Origin of the sequence: Pseudomonas oryzae, assembly GCF_900104805.1 — a bacterium.
Lineage (GTDB): Bacteria > Pseudomonadota > Gammaproteobacteria > Pseudomonadales > Pseudomonadaceae > Geopseudomonas > Geopseudomonas oryzae.
This window is the reverse complement of record NZ_LT629751.1, coordinates 1,998,831-2,018,084: the sequence shown is the minus strand read 5'-3', so window position 1 is coordinate 2,018,084 and position 19,254 is coordinate 1,998,831. Positions and strand designations below refer to the sequence as shown.

The window sequence follows — 19,254 nt, the reverse complement described above, 5'->3', positions numbered from 1 at the left end:
GGCCGTCCGGTTCATCCCAAAAGGATCGAGAGTTATGACCCAGAAATTCGACGTGGTAGTGATCGGCGGTGGCCCCGGTGGCTACGTTGCGGCCATTCGTGCAGCCCAGCTCGGCTTCAAGACTGCCTGCATCGAGAAGTACAAGGGCAAGGATGGCAAGACCGCTCTGGGCGGCACCTGCCTGAACGTCGGCTGCATCCCGTCCAAGGCGCTGCTGGACAGCTCCTGGAAGTACCACGAGGCAAAAGAAAGCTTCAAGGTCCACGGTATCGAGGTGAAGGGCGTCAGCATGGACGTCCCGGCCATGATCGACCGCAAGGCCAACATCGTTAAGAACCTGACCGGCGGCATCGCCAGCCTGTTCAAGATGAACGGTGTGACCCTGATCGAAGGCCACGGCAAGCTGCTGGCCGGCAAGCAGGTGGAAGTCACCGGCGAAGACGGCAAGGTCGAAGTGCTGGAAGCCGCCAACGTGATCATCGCTTCCGGCTCCAAGCCGATCGACATCCCGCCGGCTCCGGTCAATCAGGACACCATCGTCGACTCCACCGGCGCCCTGGAATTCCAGAGCGTGCCGAAAAAGCTGGGCGTGATCGGCGCCGGTGTCATCGGCCTCGAGCTGGGTTCGGTATGGGCCCGCCTGGGTGCCGAAGTGACCGTCATCGAGGCTCAGGACAAGTTCCTGCCGGCCGTCGACGAGCAGGTCGCCAAGGAAGCCCAGAAGCTGCTGACCAAGCAGGGTCTGGACATCCGTCTGAACGCCCGCGTCACCGGTTCGGAAGTCAAGAAGAAGCAGGTCACTGTGTTCTTCACCGACGCCAACGGTGAACAGCAGCTGACCTTCGACAAGCTGATCGTCTCCGTCGGCCGTCGCCCGGTTACCCAGGACGTCCTGGCTGCCGATTGCGGCGTGACCCTGGATGAGCGCGGCTTCATCTTCGTCGACGACCAGTGCGCCACCAGCGTGCCGGGCGTGTACGCCATCGGTGACGTGGTGCGTGGCCCGATGCTGGCCCACAAGGCCTCGGAAGAGGGCGTGATGGTTGCCGAGCGCATCGCCGGTCACAAGGCCCAGGTCAACTATGACCTGATCCCGTCGGTGATCTACACCCACCCGGAAATCGCTGCCGTCGGCAAGACCGAGCAGCAGCTGAAGGCCGAAGGCGTTGCGGTCAATGTCGGCGTGTTCCCGTTCGCTGCCAGCGGTCGTGCCATGGCTGCCAACGACACCCACGGTCTGATCAAGGTCATCGCCGACGCCAACACCGATCGCGTGCTGGGCGTGCATGTGATCGGCCCGAGCGCTGCCGAGCTGGTCCAGCAGGGCGCCATCGCCATGGAATTCGGCTCCAGCGCCGAAGACCTGGGCATGATGGTGTTCTCGCACCCGACCCTGTCGGAAGGCCTGCACGAAGCAGCCCTGGCGGTGAATGGCCACGCCATCCACATCGCCAACCGCAAGAAGCGCTAACGTGCCGGGGACCGGATGATCACAGGGTCATCCGGCACCAGCAGCGGCCCCTGTCGGCTGGAGTATTCCACTCCTGCTGGCAGGGGCCGTTGTCGTTTCCGGGTATGTCGGCGCCGCGCTGAAGTCGGCGCGTTACGCTCTAGTCACTGCAACGTTTTCCCGGTTAGGATTCGGTCGCCAATACTTACAACTAAAGTGGTATGGAAACATGAATCTTCACGAATATCAGGGTAAGCAGTTGTTTGCCGAGTATGGGTTGCCGGTGTCCCGGGGCTACGCAGTCGATACTCCGAAAGAAGCCGCCGAAGCCTGCGACAAGATCGGTGGCAATACCTGGGTGGTGAAAGCCCAGGTTCACGCTGGTGGTCGCGGCAAGGCCGGTGGCGTCAAGCTGGTTCGTAGCAAGGAAGAAGCCAAGGCCTTCGCCCAGCAGTGGCTGGACCAGCGCCTGGTGACCTATCAGACCGATGCCAACGGGCAGCCGGTCAGCAAGATTCTGGTCGAGGCCTGCACCGATATCGCCCGTGAGCTGTATCTCGGCGCGGTGGTCGACCGTTCCTCGCGGCGCATCGTGTTCATGGCCTCCACCGAGGGTGGCGTGGACATCGAGAAGGTCGCCCACGAAACCCCCGAGAAGATCCTCAAGGCCACCATCGACCCGCTGGTCGGTGCCCAGCCGTTCCAGGGTCGCGAGCTGGCCTTCAAGCTCGGCCTGAAGGGCGAGCAGATCAAGCAGTTCGCGCAGATCTTCGTGTCCCTCGCCAAGCTGTTCCAGGACTACGACCTGGCCCTGCTCGAAGTCAACCCGCTGGTGGTGACCAAGGACGGCCATCTGCACTGTCTGGATGCCAAGCTCAACATCGACGGCAACGCCATCTACCGCCAGCCCAAGCTGCGCGAGATGCACGATCCGTCGCAGGACGATCCGCGCGAGGCCCACGCGGCCAAGTGGGAACTCAACTACGTGGCGCTGGACGGCAACATCGGCTGCATGGTCAACGGCGCCGGCCTGGCCATGGGCACCATGGACATCGTCAACCTGCATGGCGGCAAGCCGGCCAACTTCCTCGACGTCGGCGGTGGCGCGACCAAGGAACGGGTGGTCGAGGCATTCAAGATCATCCTCTCCGACCCCAACGTGAAGGCGGTGCTGATCAACATCTTCGGCGGCATCGTGCGCTGCGACATGATCGCCGAGGGCGTGATCGGCGCAGTCAAGGAGGTGGGCGTCAAGGTGCCGGTGGTGGTGCGTCTGGAAGGCAACAATGCCGAGCTGGGTGCCAAGGTGCTGGCGGAAAGCGGTCTGAACATCATTGCGGCGACCAGTCTGACCGATGCCGCGCAGCAGGTCGTCAAGGCCGCGGAGGGCAAGTAATGAGCATCCTGATCGACAAGGACACCAAGGTCATCTGCCAGGGCTTCACCGGCAGTCAGGGTACCTTCCACTCGGTACAGGCCATCGAGTACGGCACCCACATGGTCGGCGGCGTGACCCCGGGCAAGGGCGGCACCACCCATGTAGGCCTGCCGGTGTTCGATACCGTCAAGGATGCCGTGGCGGCCACCGGCGCCACCGCGTCGGTGATCTACGTGCCGGCGCCGTTCTGCAAGGACTCGATCCTCGAGGCGGCCTTCGGCGGCATCAAGCTGATCATCTGCATCACCGAGGGCATCCCGACGCTCGACATGCTCGAGGTCAAGGTCAAGTGCGACGAGCTGGGCGTCCGTCTGATCGGGCCGAATTGCCCCGGCGTGATTACCCCAGGACAGTGCAAGATCGGTATCATGCCCGGCCACATCCACCTGCCCGGCAAGGTCGGCATCGTGTCGCGCTCCGGCACCCTGACCTACGAGGCGGTGAAGCAGACCACCGACGCCGGCTTCGGCCAGTCCACCTGTGTGGGTATCGGTGGTGACCCGATCCCGGGTTCGAGCTTCATTGATATTCTCAAGCTGTTCGAGGCTGATCCGCAGACCGAGGCGATCGTGATGATCGGCGAGATCGGCGGCAGTGCCGAGGAAGAGGCGGCGGCCTTCATCAAGGCCAATGTGACCAAGCCGGTGGTGTCCTACATCGCCGGCGTGACCGCTCCGCCCGGCAAGCGCATGGGCCATGCCGGCGCCATCATCTCCGGCGGCAAGGGCACCGCTGACGAGAAGTTCGCCGCACTGCAGGATGCCGGGGTGACCACGGTGCGCTCGCTGGCCGATATCGGCAAGGCGCTGGCCGAGGCCACTGGCTGGTCCATTAAGTAACCTCCGGGTTCAGGCCATCAGGGAAAGAGCCACCAAGCATGGTGGCTCTTTCTTTTTGGGGTTCGTTCGCCGGGTTTCGACACTCATTTCTGGTTTGATGCATGACTCGATTGAAAACCGCCGATGTGCTGGGCCTCGGCTTCATGACCTTCGCTTTGTTTCTCGGTGCCGGGAACATCATCTTCCCGCCGAGTGCCGGCATGGCCGCTGGCGAAGCCGTGTGGACCGCCGCCCTGGGCTTCCTGTTGACCGGCGTCGGTCTGCCGCTGCTCACCGTGGTGGCCCTGGCGCGGGTGGGCGGGGGCATGGCCCAGCTGACCGCGCCGCTGGGCAAGACGGCTGGCCTGCTGTTCGCGGTGATGGTCTACCTGGCCATCGGTCCACTGTTCGCCACCCCGCGCACTGCGGTGGTTTCGTTCGAGATGGGCGTCGCGCCCTTCACCGGTAACGGTGCAGCGCCGCTGGCGCTGTACACCCTGGTCTATTTTGCCGCGGTGCTGTTTCTGGCCCTCAATCCGGGACGTCTGCTCGAGCGCGTCGGCAAGCTGATCACCCCCGTGCTGATCACCGGCCTGCTGGTGCTGGGTGGGGCGGCGGTCTTTGCTCCGGCGGGCGCCATCGGCGTCACCGCGCCGGACTATCGCGAAGCGCCACTGATGCAAGGCTTCCTGCAGGGCTATCTGACCATGGACACCCTGGGCGCCCTGGTGTTCGGCATCGTCATCGCCACCGCCATCCGCGATCATGGCGTCGACATGGCGCATCGGGTCACCCGCTATTCGATCATTGCCGTGCTGATCGCCGGAACCGGTCTGGCGCTGGTCTATCTCGCGCTGTTCCGCCTCGGCGCCACCAGCCAGGGCATCGCCGGCGACGCGCAGAACGGCGTGCAGATCCTCACTGCGTATGTCCAGCATACCTTCGGCGCCCCCGGCAGCCTGCTGCTGGCGGTGGTGATCGGTCTGGCCTGCCTGACCACGGCGGTGGGGTTGATCACCGCGTGCGGCGAGTTCTTTAGCAGTCAGTTCCCGGTCTCGTACCGCACGGTGGTGATCTTGTTCAGCCTGTTCAGCCTGCTGGTGGCCAACCTGGGGCTCACTCAGCTGATCGGCATATCCGTGCCGGTCCTGGTCGGTCTGTATCCGCTGGCCATCGTGCTGGTCGCGCTGAGCCTGGCCGATGGTCTGTGGCGCCGGCCGTCGCGGGTGTTCGTGCCGGTGATGGCGGTAACCCTGGTGTTCGGCGTGTTCGGCGGGCTGTCGACGGCGGGCTTCGACAGCCTGGTGCCGGCCGCCCTCGCGGCGTTGCCGCTGGCCGAGCATAGTCTGGGTTGGCTGTTGCCGGTGCTGGTGACCCTGCTGCTGGCGGCGGGCCATGACCGCCTGCGTGGCGGCCGCTGAGCGCAGGGGATCATCCGGCGCCCATGCCTGACCGGTTATTACAAGGAGTTGCCATGTCGTTCGACGAACAATACCTGCCGCATGTCCTCGCCCTGGGCTGGTTCGTGTTCTGCTGGCTGGGTTATACCGGCTATGCCCTGCGCAAGGGAGAGGAGACGCCCTGTCTGGCGAGTGTCCTGCACCTGTATCGCGAGGACTGGATGCGTCGCCTGCTGATGCGCGAGAACCGCATCGCCGACGCCAACGTGATCGGCAACCTGGAGCGCAACGCGTCGTTCTTCGCCTCCAGTACGCTGATCATCCTCGCCGGCATTCTCACCGTGCTGGGCTCCACGGAGCGGGCGGTGTCGGTGCTGGCCGAGCTGCCTTTCGTCCAGCCGGCCAGCCGGGAGATCTCCGAGATCAAGCTGATCTGCGTGGCGCTGGTGTTCATCTACTCCTTCTTCACCTTCAGCTGGTGCATGCGCCAGTACAACTTTTCCGCGGTGCTGGTCGGTGCTGCCCCGATGATTGCCGAGCGGCACGTCACCGAGCAGGAGCGCCGCGCTTATGCCGAGCGCACGGCGCGGGTGATCTCGATGGCCGCTAACCAGTTCAACCTCGGTCTGCGCTCGTACTATTTCGGCCTTGCGACCCTGGCCTGGTTCATCAACCCCTGGCTGTACATGCTGGCCACCGCCGGCGTGGTGCTGGTGCTGTATCGTCGCGAGTTCCACTCGGACGTGCTCAAGGTGATGGTCTACAGCCCGACACCACTGGCCGAGCCCGCCAGGGACAAGGCGGAGTAAGGGGCGGAAACGCAAGAGCCCGCCCTGCATCTGTCGGAAGCTTCCGGGCAGGGCGGGGCGGGCTCTCGTTGGCGCAGGCTTACTGCTGCTTCGGTTCTTCGCTGCTCTTGCCGGCTTCCTCGCCAGACTGCTGCATCTCGGCTGCCTTCTCCTCGACGGCGGTGCCGGCGTCCTTCATGGCTTCGCCGGCCTGCTGCATGGTTTCGGCAGCCTTCTGCTCGACGGCCTGGCCGGCCTGCTTGGCCGCATCGGTGATCGGCTGGGTGGCGGGAGCCGCGGCGCCGCTCGCCGGAGCTGCCTTCTCTTCAGGCTTGTCGCCACAGGCGGCGAGGCCAAGAGTGGCAGCCAGCAGAAGGGCATAGGTCAGAGGTTTTTGCATTTCGGTGCTCCTTGGGAGTGTCCAATTCACGGATGTTGGGGCAATGCCGGTCAGCCCGGGCCACCTGGCCGCGTGTCGCCGGAATTGTGCCTGTGGGAGCTGGCCGGCCCATGCTTCGCACGCTGCCTGTCCCGCTCCCTGAATGATCCAGTCTGCAAATTGGAGTGTTGCACTGCGCAAAGGTTCCACGCTGCGGAGATTTGTGCGGGTTGCAACTTTGGCCGGCCGGGGGCTGCGGGTATGATTGCCCGCCTCGAGCCGATCCTTGTCCACCGGGATTACGGGCCTGAGTCTGCCGTTGCCGGATCGCTGCGTCCGTCTGACTTGGCCTTTTCCCGGCCGCCGTCCGAGGCCGGCCTTTTCACCAACCTGCGGAACCCTGTCGAATGGATGCCCTGCTGATCGTCGGTGGCCTGCTGCTGATTCTTTCCGGCCTGGTCTGGCTGGTCGCCCGTGCCTTCTCCACCAGCCTGCTGTGGGGCTGTGGCAGCCTCCTGCCGCCGCTGACCCTCGGCTTCATCGTCGCCCACTGGCGGCGGGCGGCCAGCCCTGTGCTGCTGGCCGGCATGGGGTTCATTCCGCTGGTGGTGGGGGTGACCATGCTGGCCAGCCACAACCCCGAGCGCCTCGCCGCCATCGTCAGCCTCAGCTGGCTGGAGCCCGAGCCCAAGGACGACAGCGGCCTGGAGATCCGGTTGCTCGGTGAGTTCAATGGCGACCCCTTCGCGCCGAGGCTGGGCGAACTGGTCGATGGCACCCTGGTGCTGCGCGAGGGTGACAGCTTCACCCATCGCGAGCTGAGCATCCGTCTGCCCGGTTACCGCGGTGGCGATCTCAACGTCGACGTGCTGCCGGAGGACTTCGCCGAGCTGCCGCAGATCGAACTCAAATGGCAGTTGCCCGATCAGCACTTCCCCGAGAGCCGGATGATCAATGGCGGTTACACCCTGCATCTGGCGCTGCGCGCCGAAGCGCCCAACCTGCTGCGCGGCGATTTTCACCTGGTCCTGCCGGCCGGCTACCGTACTTCGCTGAGCGGTACGGTGGAGCTGTTCACCAACCGGCTGCGCTATCGTGGCGAGCGTGTCGATACCCGCTACAACTCCCAGGAGACCCTGGCCTGGGTGGTCAGGGATTACCTGCAGCGCAAGTTTCGCACCCGGGCGGTCGAACTGGAGCCCATGCCCCTGCTCGATCTGGATGCACAGCAACTGGCGTTCGAGATCGGTGCGCGCATCGCCGGCGCCACCCAGCGGGTATCGATCAGCCTGATCCGCAGCGAGCTCCAGGGCTGGCGCGTCCAGGGCGACGCCGCACCGGAGTTGCCGCCGCCCAGTGCTGAAGAGCTGCAGCGTACGGCACCAGTGCCGACCACCATCGTGCGCGGCGAGGAACGCCCGGTGGACCGCCGCATCGGTTTCACCCTCGAGCGTCTGTTGAGTTCGCCCAGCCGATTCCTCGGCGCGATGATCAGGGTGCACACCGAGCGCGGGCGCAGTGCCGAAGGGCGTTTCGCCGGTCTCAACGCCGATGGCCGGCTGGTCATCCAGCACGCCCTCGGTGGCCAGGGCGAGGCGAACTTCATCCTGCGTCCGAGCGAAGTGGTGGCGATTGAGCTCCTCGAGCCCTGAGACAAGCCCTTGAAATCCCGAGCGAAGTCTCCATATCCATGGCATTCGCCGCCTAGCGGCCCTGTCGTCATCCGTGGAGTTCGCATTCATGAGCGTGGAGACTCGCAAAGAGACCCTGGGTTTTCAGACCGAAGTGAAGCAGTTGCTTCACCTGATGATCCATTCCCTGTATTCGAACAAGGAGATCTTCCTTCGCGAGCTGATCTCCAACGCCTCCGACGCCGCCGACAAGCTGCGTTTCGAGGCGCTGGCCAAGCCCGAGCTGCTCGAGGGCGGTGATGCGCTGAAGATCCGCGTCGGCTTCGACAAGGAGGCGCGCACCGTCACCATCGAGGACAACGGCATCGGCATGAGCCGCGACGAGGTGATCGCCCACCTCGGTACCATCGCCAAGTCCGGCACCGCCGACTTCCTGAAGAATCTCTCCGGCGATCAGAAGAAGGACTCCCAGCTGATCGGCCAGTTCGGCGTGGGCTTCTACTCGGCGTTCATCGTCGCCGATCAGGTCGACGTCTACACCCGCCGCGCCGGCAGCCCGGCCAGCGAGGGCGTGCACTGGAGTTCCAGGGGCGAGGGCGAGTTCGACATCGCCAGCGTCGACAAGGCCGAGCGCGGCACCCGCATCGTCCTGCACCTGAAGGCCGACGAGGCGGAGTTCGCCGACGGCTGGCGCCTGCGCAACATCGTCAAGAAGTACTCCGACCATATCGGCCTGCCCATCGAACTGCCCAAGGAGTCCCTGTCCTCTCTGGAGAGTGGTGAGGAGCAGGACAAGTCGGCTGAGATCGAGTGGGAGACCGTCAACCGCGCCAGCGCGCTGTGGACCCGCCCGCGCAGCGAGGTGAAGGACGAGGAGTACCAGGAGTTCTACAAGCACACTGCCCATGACTTCGAGAACCCGTTGGCCTGGAGCCACAACAAGGTCGAGGGCAAGCTGGAGTACACCTCGCTGCTCTATGTGCCGGCACGCGCGCCGTTCGATCTCTACCACCGCGAAGCACCCAAGGGCCTCAAGCTCTACGTGCAGCGCGTGTTCATCATGGATCAGGCCGACCAGTTCCTGCCGCTTTACCTGCGCTTCATCAAGGGCGTGGTCGACTCCAACGACCTGTCGCTGAACGTTTCCCGCGAGATCCTGCAATCGGGTCCGGTGATCGACTCGATGAAGTCGGCGTTGACCAAGCGCGTGCTCGACATGCTGGAGAAGCTGGCCAAGGACAAGCCGGAAGACTACAAGACCTTCTGGAAGACCTTCGGCCAGGTGCTCAAGGAAGGTCCGGCCGAGGACTTCGCCAACAAGGAGAAGATCGCAGCGCTCCTGCGCTTCGCCTCCACCAGCGACGTTTCCGGCGAGCAGAGCGTGGCGCTGGCCGACTACCTCGGCCGCATGAAGGAAGGTCAGGACAAGATCTACTACCTGACCGGCGAAAGCTACGCTCAGGTCAAGAACAGCCCGCACCTCGAAGTGTTCCGCAAAAAGGGCATCGAGGTGCTGTTGCTCACCGACCGCATCGACGAGTGGCTGATGAGCTACCTGCCGGAGTTCGACGGCAAGCAGTTCGTCGATGTCGCTCGAGGCGACCTCGACCTCGGCAAGCTGGACTCGGAGGAGGACAAGAAGGCCCAGGAGGAGGTGGCCAAGACCAAGGAAGGGCTGATCGAGCGTCTCAAGGCCACCCTTGGCGAGCAGGTCGCCGAGGTGCGTGTCTCCCATCGCCTGACCGACTCGCCGGCGATCCTCGCCATCGGCGAGCAGGATCTCGGCCTGCAGATGCGCCAGATCCTCGAGGCCACCGGGCAGAAGGTGCCGGAGTCCAAGCCGATCTTCGAGATCAACCCGCAGCACCCGCTGATCGAGAAGCTGGATGCCGAGGCCGACGAGGACCGTTTCGCCGATCTGTCGCACATCCTCTTCGACCAGGCCGCACTGGCCGCCGGCGACAGCCTCAAGGACCCGGCCGCCTACGTGCAGCGCCTCAACAAGCTGCTGGTGGAGCTGTCGGCCTGAACGGCTGAGGCTTTCCCGCGGCTGTCCTGAAGATGCCGCTCGCCTTCCGGGGTGGGCGGCATTTTTCATTGCGTTGCTCGCTCGCGATCGTCATCGCTTCGTCATGAAAAGGTCATAGGCTCGCGCCATCTCAACAAGGAGAGCGATATGCGACTGTTCAAGACGGGGGCGCTGGCGGCGCTGTGGCTGATGCCGGCTCTGGCGATGGCCGAGGTGCGGGTCGAGGGGCCGGTGGAGTTCGGGGTGTTCGAGACGTCCCAGCGCGATGCCCAGCCGGGCGAGCGGGTACTGCTGCGCAGCAATCAGCGGATCCACTCGACCACCGAGATTCCCGCCAGGCTGGGCACCAAGTTCGGCCTGCGCCTGAGCCTGGCCGGCAAGCAGGTGGATGACGTGCCGCTGACCCTGCTGTACCTCACCCCAGGCGTGGTCACGCCGGATGGCCAGCGCCACGACCGCTTCGAGGTGGTGCAGAAGCTGGCGCCTGGCGCGGTGCAGGACGTGATGGCCTTCGAGTTCACCGAGCATCACGAAGTGGTGCCGGGCGAGTGGCATTTCCTGGTGTTCCAGGGCGACCGCAAGTTGGCCGAGCAGCGCTTCCAGGTGCGCTGAGCGCGGCAGCACGCAGCCCGGCAAGCGCCGGGCTGCTGCATCTCCACGGATCAGGCCAGGCTGGTCAGCAGGCTGGTGCCATGCACCAGATTGTCGGCCAGCGGGCAGCGCCGTTCGATCTCCTTGAGGACTGCCTGCTGCTCCTCGCGACCGAGGTCGCAATCCATCGCCACCTTCACCCGCAGTGCCTGGAAGCCCGGGCGCACATCTTCGCGTCGCCCCAGCAGGCCGTCCGGATCGTAGTCCGCTTCGATCTCGAACTGCATGCCGCGCAGTTCGAACTTGCGCTGGTGGGCGATGAAGCGGCCGATGGTGCCGAAGCAGCCGGCCACCGCGGCGAGGATGATCTCCAGCGGCGTCGGCCCCAGATCCTGGCCGGCGGCGTTCTTCGGCTGGTCCATGCGGATCACGTGGTTGCCGGCCTCCACGGTGATGGTGAAGGCCTGGTCGAGGCTGCCACTGGCGCGGATGGTCTTCAGGGCCATGGGATGTCCTTGCGGTCGGAGGTGAGCTGTCACTCTATACCCGGCGGGGTATGTGCTGCCAGCGGCGAACAGGCGGAGGAGGGCAGAAACGACGACGGCACCCGAAGGTGCCGTCGTGGATGGAGCGGGAGCGGCTTACGCGCCGGTCCAGCGCTTCAGGATCAGGGTGGCATTGGTGCCGCCGAAGCCGAAGCTGTTGCTCATCGCGGTGTTGATGGTGAAGTCGCGGCTCTGGGTGACGATCGGCAGATCGGCCACTGCCGGGTCGATCTCCTCGATGTTGGCCGAGCCGGCGACGAAGTTGCCTTCCATCATCAGCAGGGTGTAGATGGTCTCTTGCACGCCGGCGGCGCCCAGCGAGTGGCCGGACAGGCTCTTGGTCGAGCTGATCAGCGGGGCCTTGTCGCCGAACACGGTGCGCACGGCCTTGGCTTCCGCCACATCGCCGACCGGAGTCGAGGTGCCGTGGGTGTTCAGGTAGTCGATCGGGGTGTCGACGGTGGCCAGCGCCTGCTGCATGCAGCGCACCGCGCCTTCGCCGCTCGGCGCGACCATGTCGTAGCCGTCCGAGGTGGCGCCGTAGCCGACGATCTCGGCATAGATCTTGGCGCCGCGGGCCAGGGCGTGATCCAGAGCCTCGACCACCACCATGCCGCCGCCGCCGGCGATGACGAAGCCGTCACGCTTGGCGTCGTAGGCGCGGGAGGCCTGTTCCGGAGTGGCGTTGTACTGGGTGGACAGCGCGCCCATGGCGTCGAACAGGAAGCTCTGGCTCCAGTGTTCTTCTTCACCGCCGCCGGCGAACACGATGTCCTGCTTGCCCATCTGGATCTGCTCCATGGCATTGCCGATGCAATGGGCGCTGGTGGCGCAGGCGGAGGAGATCGAGTAGTTGACGCCCTTGATCTTGAACGGGGTCGCCAGGCAGGCCGACACGGTGCTGCCCATGGTGCGCGGCACGCGGTACGGGCCGACGCGCTTGACGCCCTTCTCGCGCAGGGTGTCCAGGGCTTCCATCTGGTTGAAGGTGGAGGCGCCACCGGAGCCGGCGATCAGGCCGACGCGCGGGTTGGAGATCTGTTCCTCGGACAGGCCGGCATCCTTGATCGCCTGCTCCATGGACAGGTAGGCGAAGGCGGCGGCGTCACCCATGAAGCGGTAGACCTTGCGGTCGATCAGGGCTTCGAGGTCGAGGTTGACCGAGCCGGAAACCTGGCTGCGCAGCCCCATGTCGGCGTACGACTGGTTGAAGCGGATACCGGACTTGCCGGCACGCAGGTTGGCGGAAACGGTCTCTTTGTCAGTGCCGAGGCAGGACACGATGCCCATCCCGGTGATTACGACGCGACGCATGCGGGTAACCCTTAGAAGCTGTCAGTGGAAGTGAACAGGCCGACGCGCAGGCCTTCGGCACTGTAGATCTCGCGGCCATCGACGCTAACGGTGCCGTCGGCGATGCCGAGGATCAGCGAGCGGGTGATGGTGCGCTTGATATGGATGTTGTAGGTGATCTTCTTGGCGGTCGGCAATACCTGACCGAAGAACTTCACTTCGCCCGAACCCAGGGCGCGGCCGCGGCCGGGATTGCCCTGCCAGCCGAGGTAGAAGCCGACCAGCTGCCACATGGCGTCCAGGCCCAGGCAGCCCGGCATCACCGGGTCGCCCTCGAAGTGGCAGGCGAAGAACCACAGGTCCGGGTTGATGTCGAGCTCGGCAACGATTTCGCCTTTGCCGTACTTGCCGCCGGTTTCGCTGATGTGAACGATGCGGTCGATCATCAGCATGTTGGGGGCGGGCAGTTGCGCGTTACCCGGGCCGAACAGTTCACCGCGGCTGCAGCTGAGCAGTTCTTCCCGAGTGAAGGCGTTTTGTTTGGTCATGCGAGCTCCTCGACGGTCCCTGAGCGCAGGGGCAGATCTTTCTGGCCGTGCCCCTCCCGGCGGGAGCATGGCAATGGTTTGGTTATAGACTATGGCCAGTTGGTGAAAGTCACAGCCCGACAGGGGGTGTCCCGCAGCGCGGCCCCCCGGCCATGACTGTGCGGGTGCAAGGGTGCCGTATTTCTTGCCGGAACGCTACCCGTCTATGGTCTGTTCTGCACCCAGCGCTGCAGGATGGCGCGCAGGTCGGAGCGCTTGAACGGCTTGGCGAGATAGTCGTTCATGCCGGCGGCGAGACAGGCCTCGCGATCACCCTGCAGGGCGTTGGCGGTCAGGGCGATGATCGGCGCATAGCGGTTGGGCCCATCGCTGCGGCGGATCTGCCGGGTGGCGCTGAGTCCGTCGAGATCCGGCAGCTGACAGTCCATCAGGATCGCCGAGAAGTGCTGCTCGGCCAGTGCCTGCAGAGCCTGCCGGGCGTTGCCGGCCAGCAGGACGTTGAAGCCCAGGCTGCGCAGGATCGCCTCGATCACCGTCTGGTTGACGGGATTGTCCTCCACCAGCAGGACGGTGTGTCCGCCGCCCGGCTCCAGCTCGTCGGGCAGCAGGGCCTGCTCGCCTTCCTGGCGGTAGCGCCACGGCAACGGCAGTTCGAGGGTGAAGGTCGAGCCATGCCCCACGTTGCTCTCGGCATGCAGGCCGCCGCCCATGCGTTCGGCCAGGGTGCGCGCGATGGACAGGCCGAGGCCGGTGCCGCCGTAGCGCCGCGAGGTGGAGGTGTCGGCCTGCTCGAAGGCGTCGAACATGTGCTGCAGGCGTTCGGGGGCGATGCCTATGCCGGTGTCCTGTACGGCGATGGTCAGCCAGAGCATCTGTTGCTGGTCGAGGAGCTGCCAGCGGGTGGTCACGCTGACCTGCCCCTCTTCGGTGAATTTCAGGGCATTGCCGATCAGGTTGACCAGGATCTGCCGCAGGCGGGTCGGGTCGCCGCGCACCTCGAGGTTCTCCAGGCCGGGCTGGGTGTCGTTGAGCAATTGCAGGCCGCGCTGCTGGGCGCTGGGGCGGAACACCTGCACCGAGCTGGCGATCAGCTCGTCGGCGCGGAAGGGAATGTTCTCCAGCTCCAGCGAACCGCGTTCGATGCGCGAGAAGTCGAGGATGTCGTTGATCACCTTGAGCAGGTGCTCGGTGGACTCGGTGGCCAGCGCCGTATATTCGGTCTGCTCGCTGCTCTGCTCGGTGGTCTCCAGCAGTTGCAGCATGCCCAGCACACCGTTCATCGGCGTGCGCAGCTCGTGGCTCATCATGGCGAGGAAATCCGACTTGGCGCGGTTGGCCTTCTCGGCGTCCTCGCGGGCGGCGACCAGTTGGTCGATGCTGCGCTGTTGTTCGGCCTGGGCCTGCTCCAGGCCCGTGGCGAGGTGGTTGATGTGGCGGGCGAGGTCGCCGATCTCGCTGCTGTCGCTGACCGGCAGTTTGGTGTGGTAATTGCCGGCCTGGATCGCTTCCACTGCCTTGCCCATCTCGCGGATCGGCTGCGACAGGCTGCGCGCCAGGCGATAGGCCAGCAGCAGGGTCAGGATCAGGGCCGCCACGATCAGGCCGGCGGCGCGCAGCAGGATCTGCTTCTGGCGCGCGCGGAAGGCTTCGTCGCTCATGCCGACCACCACCTGGCCGATCTCTTCCTCGATGTCACCCGCCTGCACCTGCGGCGGACTGAGCAGGAAGCTGGTGTCGAGCTTGATCTGCTGGCGCAGGATGGGCGCGCGGAACACCTCGACCCGGGTATCGCTGACGCTGTGCGGGCGCTCGACGTAGGCCAGGGTGCGTTGCTCGGGATCGCGCACCTCGATGAAGCGCACGTTCGGGGTGTTCAGGCTGGCGCGCAGCAGGCCGTCGAGGATCGCGCCGTTGCCGGAAATCACCCCGTATTCGGCGGCCGGCGCCAATTGGTTGGCGATCAACTGGCCGGTTTGGGTCAGCTCCTTGCCCAGGTCCTGCAGGCGGGTATAGGTCAGATAGACGGTCAGCAACAGGGTCAGCAGCAGCGCCGGTCCCAGACTGATGGCCAGCGTCCGGGAGCGAATGTCGCTATTGCACCAGCGCAGCATCATGGACGTTGCTCCCAATCGATAAGACGGCGGGCCTGCTCCTGGTCGTCACCAGTGTCGATGCCCAGCGAGCGGGCCACCTGCGGGTTGCTGAGCACCTTGAAGGCGGCCGGGTAGGCCTCGCGCGGCCAGTCCTGTGGCGGCTGCGAGAGCAGTCGGTCGAGTTCGTCGAGCCAGTTCGCCTGATCGCTGTAGCTGCTGGCCAGGCTGCCGGCGCGGATGAACGCGGCGGTCGGGCCGATCAGGGCCAGGCGGCGGCTGTAGCTGGCCAGCAGCACGCCCTTGATGCTGGCCGGGTTGTACAGGGCGGCATCGTCGAGGCCGAGCACCACGTCGCTTTCCTCGAGCATGCGGTTGAGCGGGCGGCTGTCGCGGGGATCGGGCCAGTACCAGGCGCTCACGGCCAGGCCCATGCCAGCCGCCTCCCGACGGATCTCCCGGATCAGGAAGCGGCTGTCGTTGCTGTAGACCAGACCGACCCGCTGGGCGCGCGGCAGCAGCTGGCGGATCAGGCGAAGCTGGCGAAGCGGCGGTGGGTCGCTCCACAGCAGGGTCAGGTGTGGCGGACGGCCTTCGCCCAGACGGCGAGAGGCCTGTACCCGGCTGACCTGCAGGATCAGGGTCGGCGGACCGTTGCTGTCCTGCAGGCGCCAGTCCAGGGTGTCGGCGCCCAGCAGGATCAGGCGGCTGTCGGCGGGCAGTGCGGCCGGTGATGGCAGTTGGGCGGCCAGCATGAACTGCACCCGGTCGTGGGGGCGGCGCGCCGCCAGGTCGGCCACGAACTGGCGAAGGGGCGGGCTGTCCTGGTGGGCGGCGACCATGATCTCCGCCGCATCGATGCGACTGCCCGCTGCCATCAGGCAGAGCAGCAGGCACGCGGCCAGGTATCTCATCCTTGAGAGAGTCGGCATGGTCAGAATTCAAGCTCGGCGGTCAGCCAGAATACCTGACGCGCGTCGTAATTGTTGTCTGACCAGCCGAGTGGCTCGTCATCCAGACGCTGCTGCAGAACCCCGGCGAGCTCCAGCTGGCTGCTGGCGAGGGGCAGGCGTTTGGCCAGGCGCAGGTCGAGTCGCTCGAAACGGTACTCGTTGAGCGCATCGGCGCCGTAGTAGAACAGCGTGCTCGACCAGCCGCGGCCCCAGTCGCGCAGCCAGCCGGCGGAGCCGCTGTGGCGCGGGCTGACGTCCTGATCTTTGGGGTACGAGGCATCCAGCTCGAGGCGGGCATGGCCCAGGCGCAGGCGGTCCCGTGCGGTCAGTCGCCAGTCCACCTCGGTTTCCGCACCGCGCAGGCGCAAGGTGTTGGCGTTGCTGGGCATGAATTCCTCGAGGGTGAGGGTCTCGCTGATCAGATTGGTGATCTCGTCGTGGAACAGTTTGACATCGACCCGCAGGCCGATGTCGGCAAAGTGGCCGTTGTAGCCCAACTCGCGGGAGCGCATGTGCTCCTGCTCGAGGTCGCCGCGGCCGCGGGCATGGGCGAAGTACCAGGCCTCGCCCTGGCCCAGCGCGGCCGGCCGCAGGTCGCGCACCCGGTAGCCCCAGTCGGCGTCGTTCTCGAACATGTCCGGCGAGCGAACCGCCTCGGAATACACCGCGCGCAGGCTGTGTGCCGGCGTGAGCAGGTAGTTGAGGGCCAGGCGCGGTGACAGCGACTCGCCGGCGCTGCTGTCGTGCTCCAGCATGGCGCCGCCCTGCAGCAGCCAGTGGCGGTCCGGATGCCACTCGAACTGGCCGAAGGCCCGGCCGATGTCCTTGCTCAGGTTGCCGCCCAGATAGGTTTCGCTGTCGGCCCGGTCGTGGCGGTAGCTGAGGCCGCTGACCAGGCGCAGGTCGTCGGACAGACTGAGGGTGTCCTGCAGCTCGAGGTCGAAGCGGTCCTCGCGGGTATCCTCGTTGATCAGGCCGCAGGAGTGCGCGAGCGTGCCGGTGCGCGGGTCGACGGTGGCCAGGGCCTGGTCGATGACCTGGCCGGCCAGCGCTTCCTGTTCGGCGCTGCCGTCCGGGGGCGTCATGATCCCGCGGCGCAGGTTGCGTCCCAGGCGTCGGACGTAGTCCGGCGACAGCGACCAGAGCTGGTGCAGCTGCGGACTGAAGGCGATCTGCGCCTCGCAGGCCCGCCATTCGCGCAGGCGCTCCCAGTGCTGCAGCGAGCTCTGCACGTACAGGCGATGGTCGGGGGCGAGGTCGAGGTTCCAGCGCAGGCTGGTGGCGTAGTCGCGGGCCCTGACGTCCGCCGCGTCATCCTGTTCCGCGGGTTGGGCGGCGATCGGAAACACCGACTTCTCGTAGCTGTTGGGCGCCTGGCTGGTGCCCTCCTTGAGGGCCAGCTGCCAGTCCAGCGACTGGCTGTGGCCGAGTTCCTGCTGCACGCGCAGGTTGAGGCGGTTGAGGCGACGGTCGTCGCGGACCTCCTCGCCGTCCCGGTCACGGTCGAAGCCGTCATCTTGCCAGCCCGACAGGGACAGGCGCAGGTCGCCCGTCTGCCAGCCTTCGCCCTGGCTGGCGTACCAGTCGGCGATGCCCCGCTGGCCGCGAGTGATCTTCAGGCGAGTGCCGTGGGCATCGCGCGGCGCGCGGGTGATGATGTTGATCACCGCCATCAGGGCGTTGGCGCCGTAGCTGACCGTGTTCGGGCCACGGAATACCTCGATGCGCTCGATGTCCTCGATGGCGACCGGGATGTCGCTCCAGTCGACCCGGGCGAAACCCGGGTGATAGACCGAGCGGCCATCGACCAGCACCTGCAGGCGGCGGGCCTGGGCGGCGTTGCTGCCGTGGTAGTTGACCGTGGTCAGGTTGCCGTCGGACACCACCAGCATGCCCGGCACCAGGCGCAGCAGTTCCGAGAGTTCGCGGGCGCCGCTGGCCCGGATCAGCTCGCGGTCGAGCACGCTGACACTGCCGGGGACCTCGGCCGGCGACTGCTTGAGACGCGTGGCGGTGAGTACCGGGGGGAGGTCGGTCGAGCCCACGAACAGGTCATCTGCCGACGCCTCCGCGCCGGCCAGCAGACCAATGCAGAGCGCCAGTGAATTGCGCAAAGGGGGCGACACGGGTATTTCTCCAAACCGGCTCTAGCTGGCGCGCATGTTACCCGAGAGGGGGCGACCTGCCAGTACGACCGGGTCACACTGGACTGGTCGACCGCCGGTCGCCTCGTATAATGCAACGATTGCCGCGCGATGCGGCGCGCTATGGACTCATCATGACTGAGCAGCAACCCATTGCCGTGCTCGGCGGCGGCAGCTTCGGCACCGCCCTGGCCAACCTGCTGGCAGAGAACGGCCGACGCGTGCACCTGTGGATGCGCGATGCGGCGCAGGCCGAGGCGATCCGCACCACCGGCGAGAACCCGCGCTATCTGAAGGGCATCAAGGTCCATCCGGCGGTCGAGCCGGTCACCGACCTGGCCGCCACCGTGCAGGCCTGCGATCTGGTGTTCGTCGTCCTGCCGTCCTCGGCCCTGCGCGCGGCCCTGCAGCCGGTGGCCGGCCTGCTCGCCGGCAAGCTGCTGGTCAGCACCACCAAGGGCATCGAGGCGCAGACTTTCAAGCTGATGAGCCAGATCCTCGAGGAAATCGCCCCGCAGGCGCGCATCGGCGTGCTGTCCGGGCCGAACCTGGCGCGCGAGATCGCCGAACACGCGCTCACCGCCACGGTGATCGCCAGTGAGGATGAGGAACTCTGCCGGCGCGTGCAGCAGGCCCTGCACGGGCGCACCTTCCGCGTCTACGCCAGCCGCGACCGTTTCGGCGTCGAACTGGGCGGCGCGCTGAAGAACGTCTACGCCATCATGTCCGGCATGGCCGTCGCCATGGGCATGGGTGAGAACACCAAGAGCATGCTGATCACCCGCGCGCTGGCCGAGATGACCCGTTTCGCCGTGCGCATGGGCGCCAATCCGATGACCTTCCTCGGTCTGGCCGGGGTCGGCGACCTGATCGTCACCTGCTCCTCGCCGAAGAGCCGCAACTACCAGGTCGGCTTCGCCCTGGGGCAGGGCATGAGTCTGGAGGCGGCGGTCGAGCGCCTCGGCGAAGTGGCCGAAGGGGTCAACACCATCCGCGTGCTCAAGGCGCGTGCCGACCAGCTCGGCGTGTACATGCCGCTGGTCGCCGGCCTGCATGCCATACTTTTCGAAGGCCGCACCCTCGAGCAGGTGATCGGCCTCTTGATGTCGGGTGAGCCGAAGACCGACGTCGACTTCATCGCCGCCGGCGATTTCTAG

The 19,254-nt window shown here is 66.0% G+C and carries 16 protein-coding genes; 9 read left to right on the top strand and 7 right to left on the bottom strand.

Annotation, left to right across the window (positions count from 1 at the left end; translation table 11 throughout):
* Nucleotides 1-34: 34 nt before the first annotated feature.
* The 5 genes from lpdA to BLT78_RS08865 all read left to right on the top strand — a co-directional run bounded on the left by lpdA (nucleotide 35) and on the right by BLT78_RS08865 (nucleotide 5,915).
* The gene (gene lpdA, locus BLT78_RS08885; protein ID WP_090348629.1) at nucleotides 35-1,471 is read left to right on the top strand and encodes a dihydrolipoyl dehydrogenase; all 1,437 of its coding nucleotides are present in this window, start codon (nucleotides 35-37) and stop codon (nucleotides 1,469-1,471) included.
* A 208-nt stretch (nucleotides 1,472-1,679) separates the two neighbouring features.
* The gene (gene sucC / locus BLT78_RS08880; RefSeq protein ID WP_090348628.1) at nucleotides 1,680-2,846 is read left to right on the top strand and encodes an ADP-forming succinate--CoA ligase subunit beta; all 1,167 of its coding nucleotides are present in this window, start codon (nucleotides 1,680-1,682) and stop codon (nucleotides 2,844-2,846) included.
* Nucleotides 2,846-3,727: a succinate--CoA ligase subunit alpha gene (gene sucD, locus BLT78_RS08875; protein ID WP_090348627.1), complete on the top strand. Its 882-nt coding sequence runs from the start codon at nucleotides 2,846-2,848 to the stop codon at nucleotides 3,725-3,727. The genes sucC and sucD overlap by 1 nt, the downstream gene beginning before the upstream one ends.
* Nucleotides 3,728-3,828: 101 nt before the next feature.
* A complete protein-coding gene (brnQ, locus tag BLT78_RS08870) occupies nucleotides 3,829-5,127 on the top strand; it encodes a branched-chain amino acid transport system II carrier protein (protein WP_090348626.1) in 1,299 nt (432 codons plus the stop codon).
* 53 nt (nucleotides 5,128-5,180) lie between these two features.
* Nucleotides 5,181-5,915 (top strand): DUF599 domain-containing protein, encoded by a 735-nt coding sequence (locus BLT78_RS08865; RefSeq protein WP_090348625.1) that lies wholly within the window; start codon nucleotides 5,181-5,183, stop codon nucleotides 5,913-5,915.
* Nucleotides 5,916-5,994: 79 nt separating this feature from the next.
* Here the strand turns inward: BLT78_RS08865 and BLT78_RS08860 are convergent, their stop codons facing one another.
* Nucleotides 5,995-6,294 carry a hypothetical protein gene (locus BLT78_RS08860; RefSeq protein WP_090348624.1) on the bottom strand — a complete coding sequence of 100 codons (300 nt, stop codon included), beginning with the start codon at nucleotides 6,292-6,294 and terminating at the stop codon, nucleotides 5,995-5,997.
* A 386-nt stretch (nucleotides 6,295-6,680) separates the two neighbouring features.
* Here BLT78_RS08860 and BLT78_RS08855 point away from each other — a divergent pair, with 386 nt between their 5' ends.
* The 3 genes from BLT78_RS08855 (at nucleotide 6,681) to BLT78_RS08845 (ending at nucleotide 10,545) form a co-directional block, all read left to right on the top strand.
* Nucleotides 6,681-7,925: an MFS transporter gene (locus tag BLT78_RS08855; protein WP_090348623.1), complete on the top strand. Its 1,245-nt coding sequence runs from the start codon at nucleotides 6,681-6,683 to the stop codon at nucleotides 7,923-7,925.
* Nucleotides 7,926-8,013: 88 nt separating this feature from the next.
* The gene (gene htpG, locus BLT78_RS08850; RefSeq protein ID WP_090348622.1) at nucleotides 8,014-9,933 is read left to right on the top strand and encodes a molecular chaperone HtpG; all 1,920 of its coding nucleotides are present in this window, start codon (nucleotides 8,014-8,016) and stop codon (nucleotides 9,931-9,933) included.
* 147 nt (nucleotides 9,934-10,080) lie between these two features.
* Nucleotides 10,081-10,545, top strand: coding sequence for a DUF3859 domain-containing protein (locus BLT78_RS08845; RefSeq protein WP_090348621.1), 465 nt, complete (start codon nucleotides 10,081-10,083; stop codon nucleotides 10,543-10,545).
* A 50-nt stretch (nucleotides 10,546-10,595) separates the two neighbouring features.
* Here the strand turns inward: BLT78_RS08845 and BLT78_RS08840 are convergent, their stop codons facing one another.
* The 6 genes from BLT78_RS08840 to BLT78_RS08815 form a co-directional block, all read right to left on the bottom strand.
* Entirely contained in the window at nucleotides 10,596-11,030 is a 435-nt protein-coding gene (locus BLT78_RS08840) for an OsmC family protein (protein ID WP_090348620.1), read from the bottom strand.
* Nucleotides 11,031-11,165: 135 nt separating this feature from the next.
* Complete coding sequence (fabB, locus tag BLT78_RS08835) at nucleotides 11,166-12,383, bottom strand: beta-ketoacyl-ACP synthase I (protein ID WP_090348619.1); 1,218 nt, start codon at nucleotides 12,381-12,383, stop codon at nucleotides 11,166-11,168.
* Between the two features lie 11 nt (nucleotides 12,384-12,394).
* On the bottom strand, nucleotides 12,395-12,910 hold the full coding sequence (gene fabA, locus BLT78_RS08830) for a 3-hydroxyacyl-[acyl-carrier-protein] dehydratase FabA (RefSeq protein WP_090348618.1): 516 nt from the start codon (nucleotides 12,908-12,910) through the stop codon (nucleotides 12,395-12,397).
* Nucleotides 12,911-13,113: 203 nt separating this feature from the next.
* Nucleotides 13,114-15,021, bottom strand: coding sequence for an ATP-binding protein (locus tag BLT78_RS08825; protein WP_408003111.1), 1,908 nt, complete (start codon nucleotides 15,019-15,021; stop codon nucleotides 13,114-13,116).
* Nucleotides 15,021-15,914: an ABC transporter substrate-binding protein gene (locus tag BLT78_RS08820; RefSeq protein ID WP_090348616.1), complete on the bottom strand. Its 894-nt coding sequence runs from the start codon at nucleotides 15,912-15,914 to the stop codon at nucleotides 15,021-15,023. Before BLT78_RS08820 ends, BLT78_RS08825 begins: the two co-directional genes overlap by 1 nt.
* A gap of 20 nt (nucleotides 15,915-15,934) precedes the next feature.
* Nucleotides 15,935-18,085 (bottom strand): TonB-dependent receptor plug domain-containing protein, encoded by a 2,151-nt coding sequence (locus BLT78_RS08815; protein ID WP_090348615.1) that lies wholly within the window; start codon nucleotides 18,083-18,085, stop codon nucleotides 15,935-15,937.
* 146 nt (nucleotides 18,086-18,231) lie between these two features.
* Between BLT78_RS08815 and BLT78_RS08810 the strand changes: the two genes are divergently transcribed.
* Nucleotides 18,232-19,254: an NAD(P)H-dependent glycerol-3-phosphate dehydrogenase gene (locus BLT78_RS08810; protein WP_090348614.1), complete on the top strand. Its 1,023-nt coding sequence runs from the start codon at nucleotides 18,232-18,234 to the stop codon at nucleotides 19,252-19,254.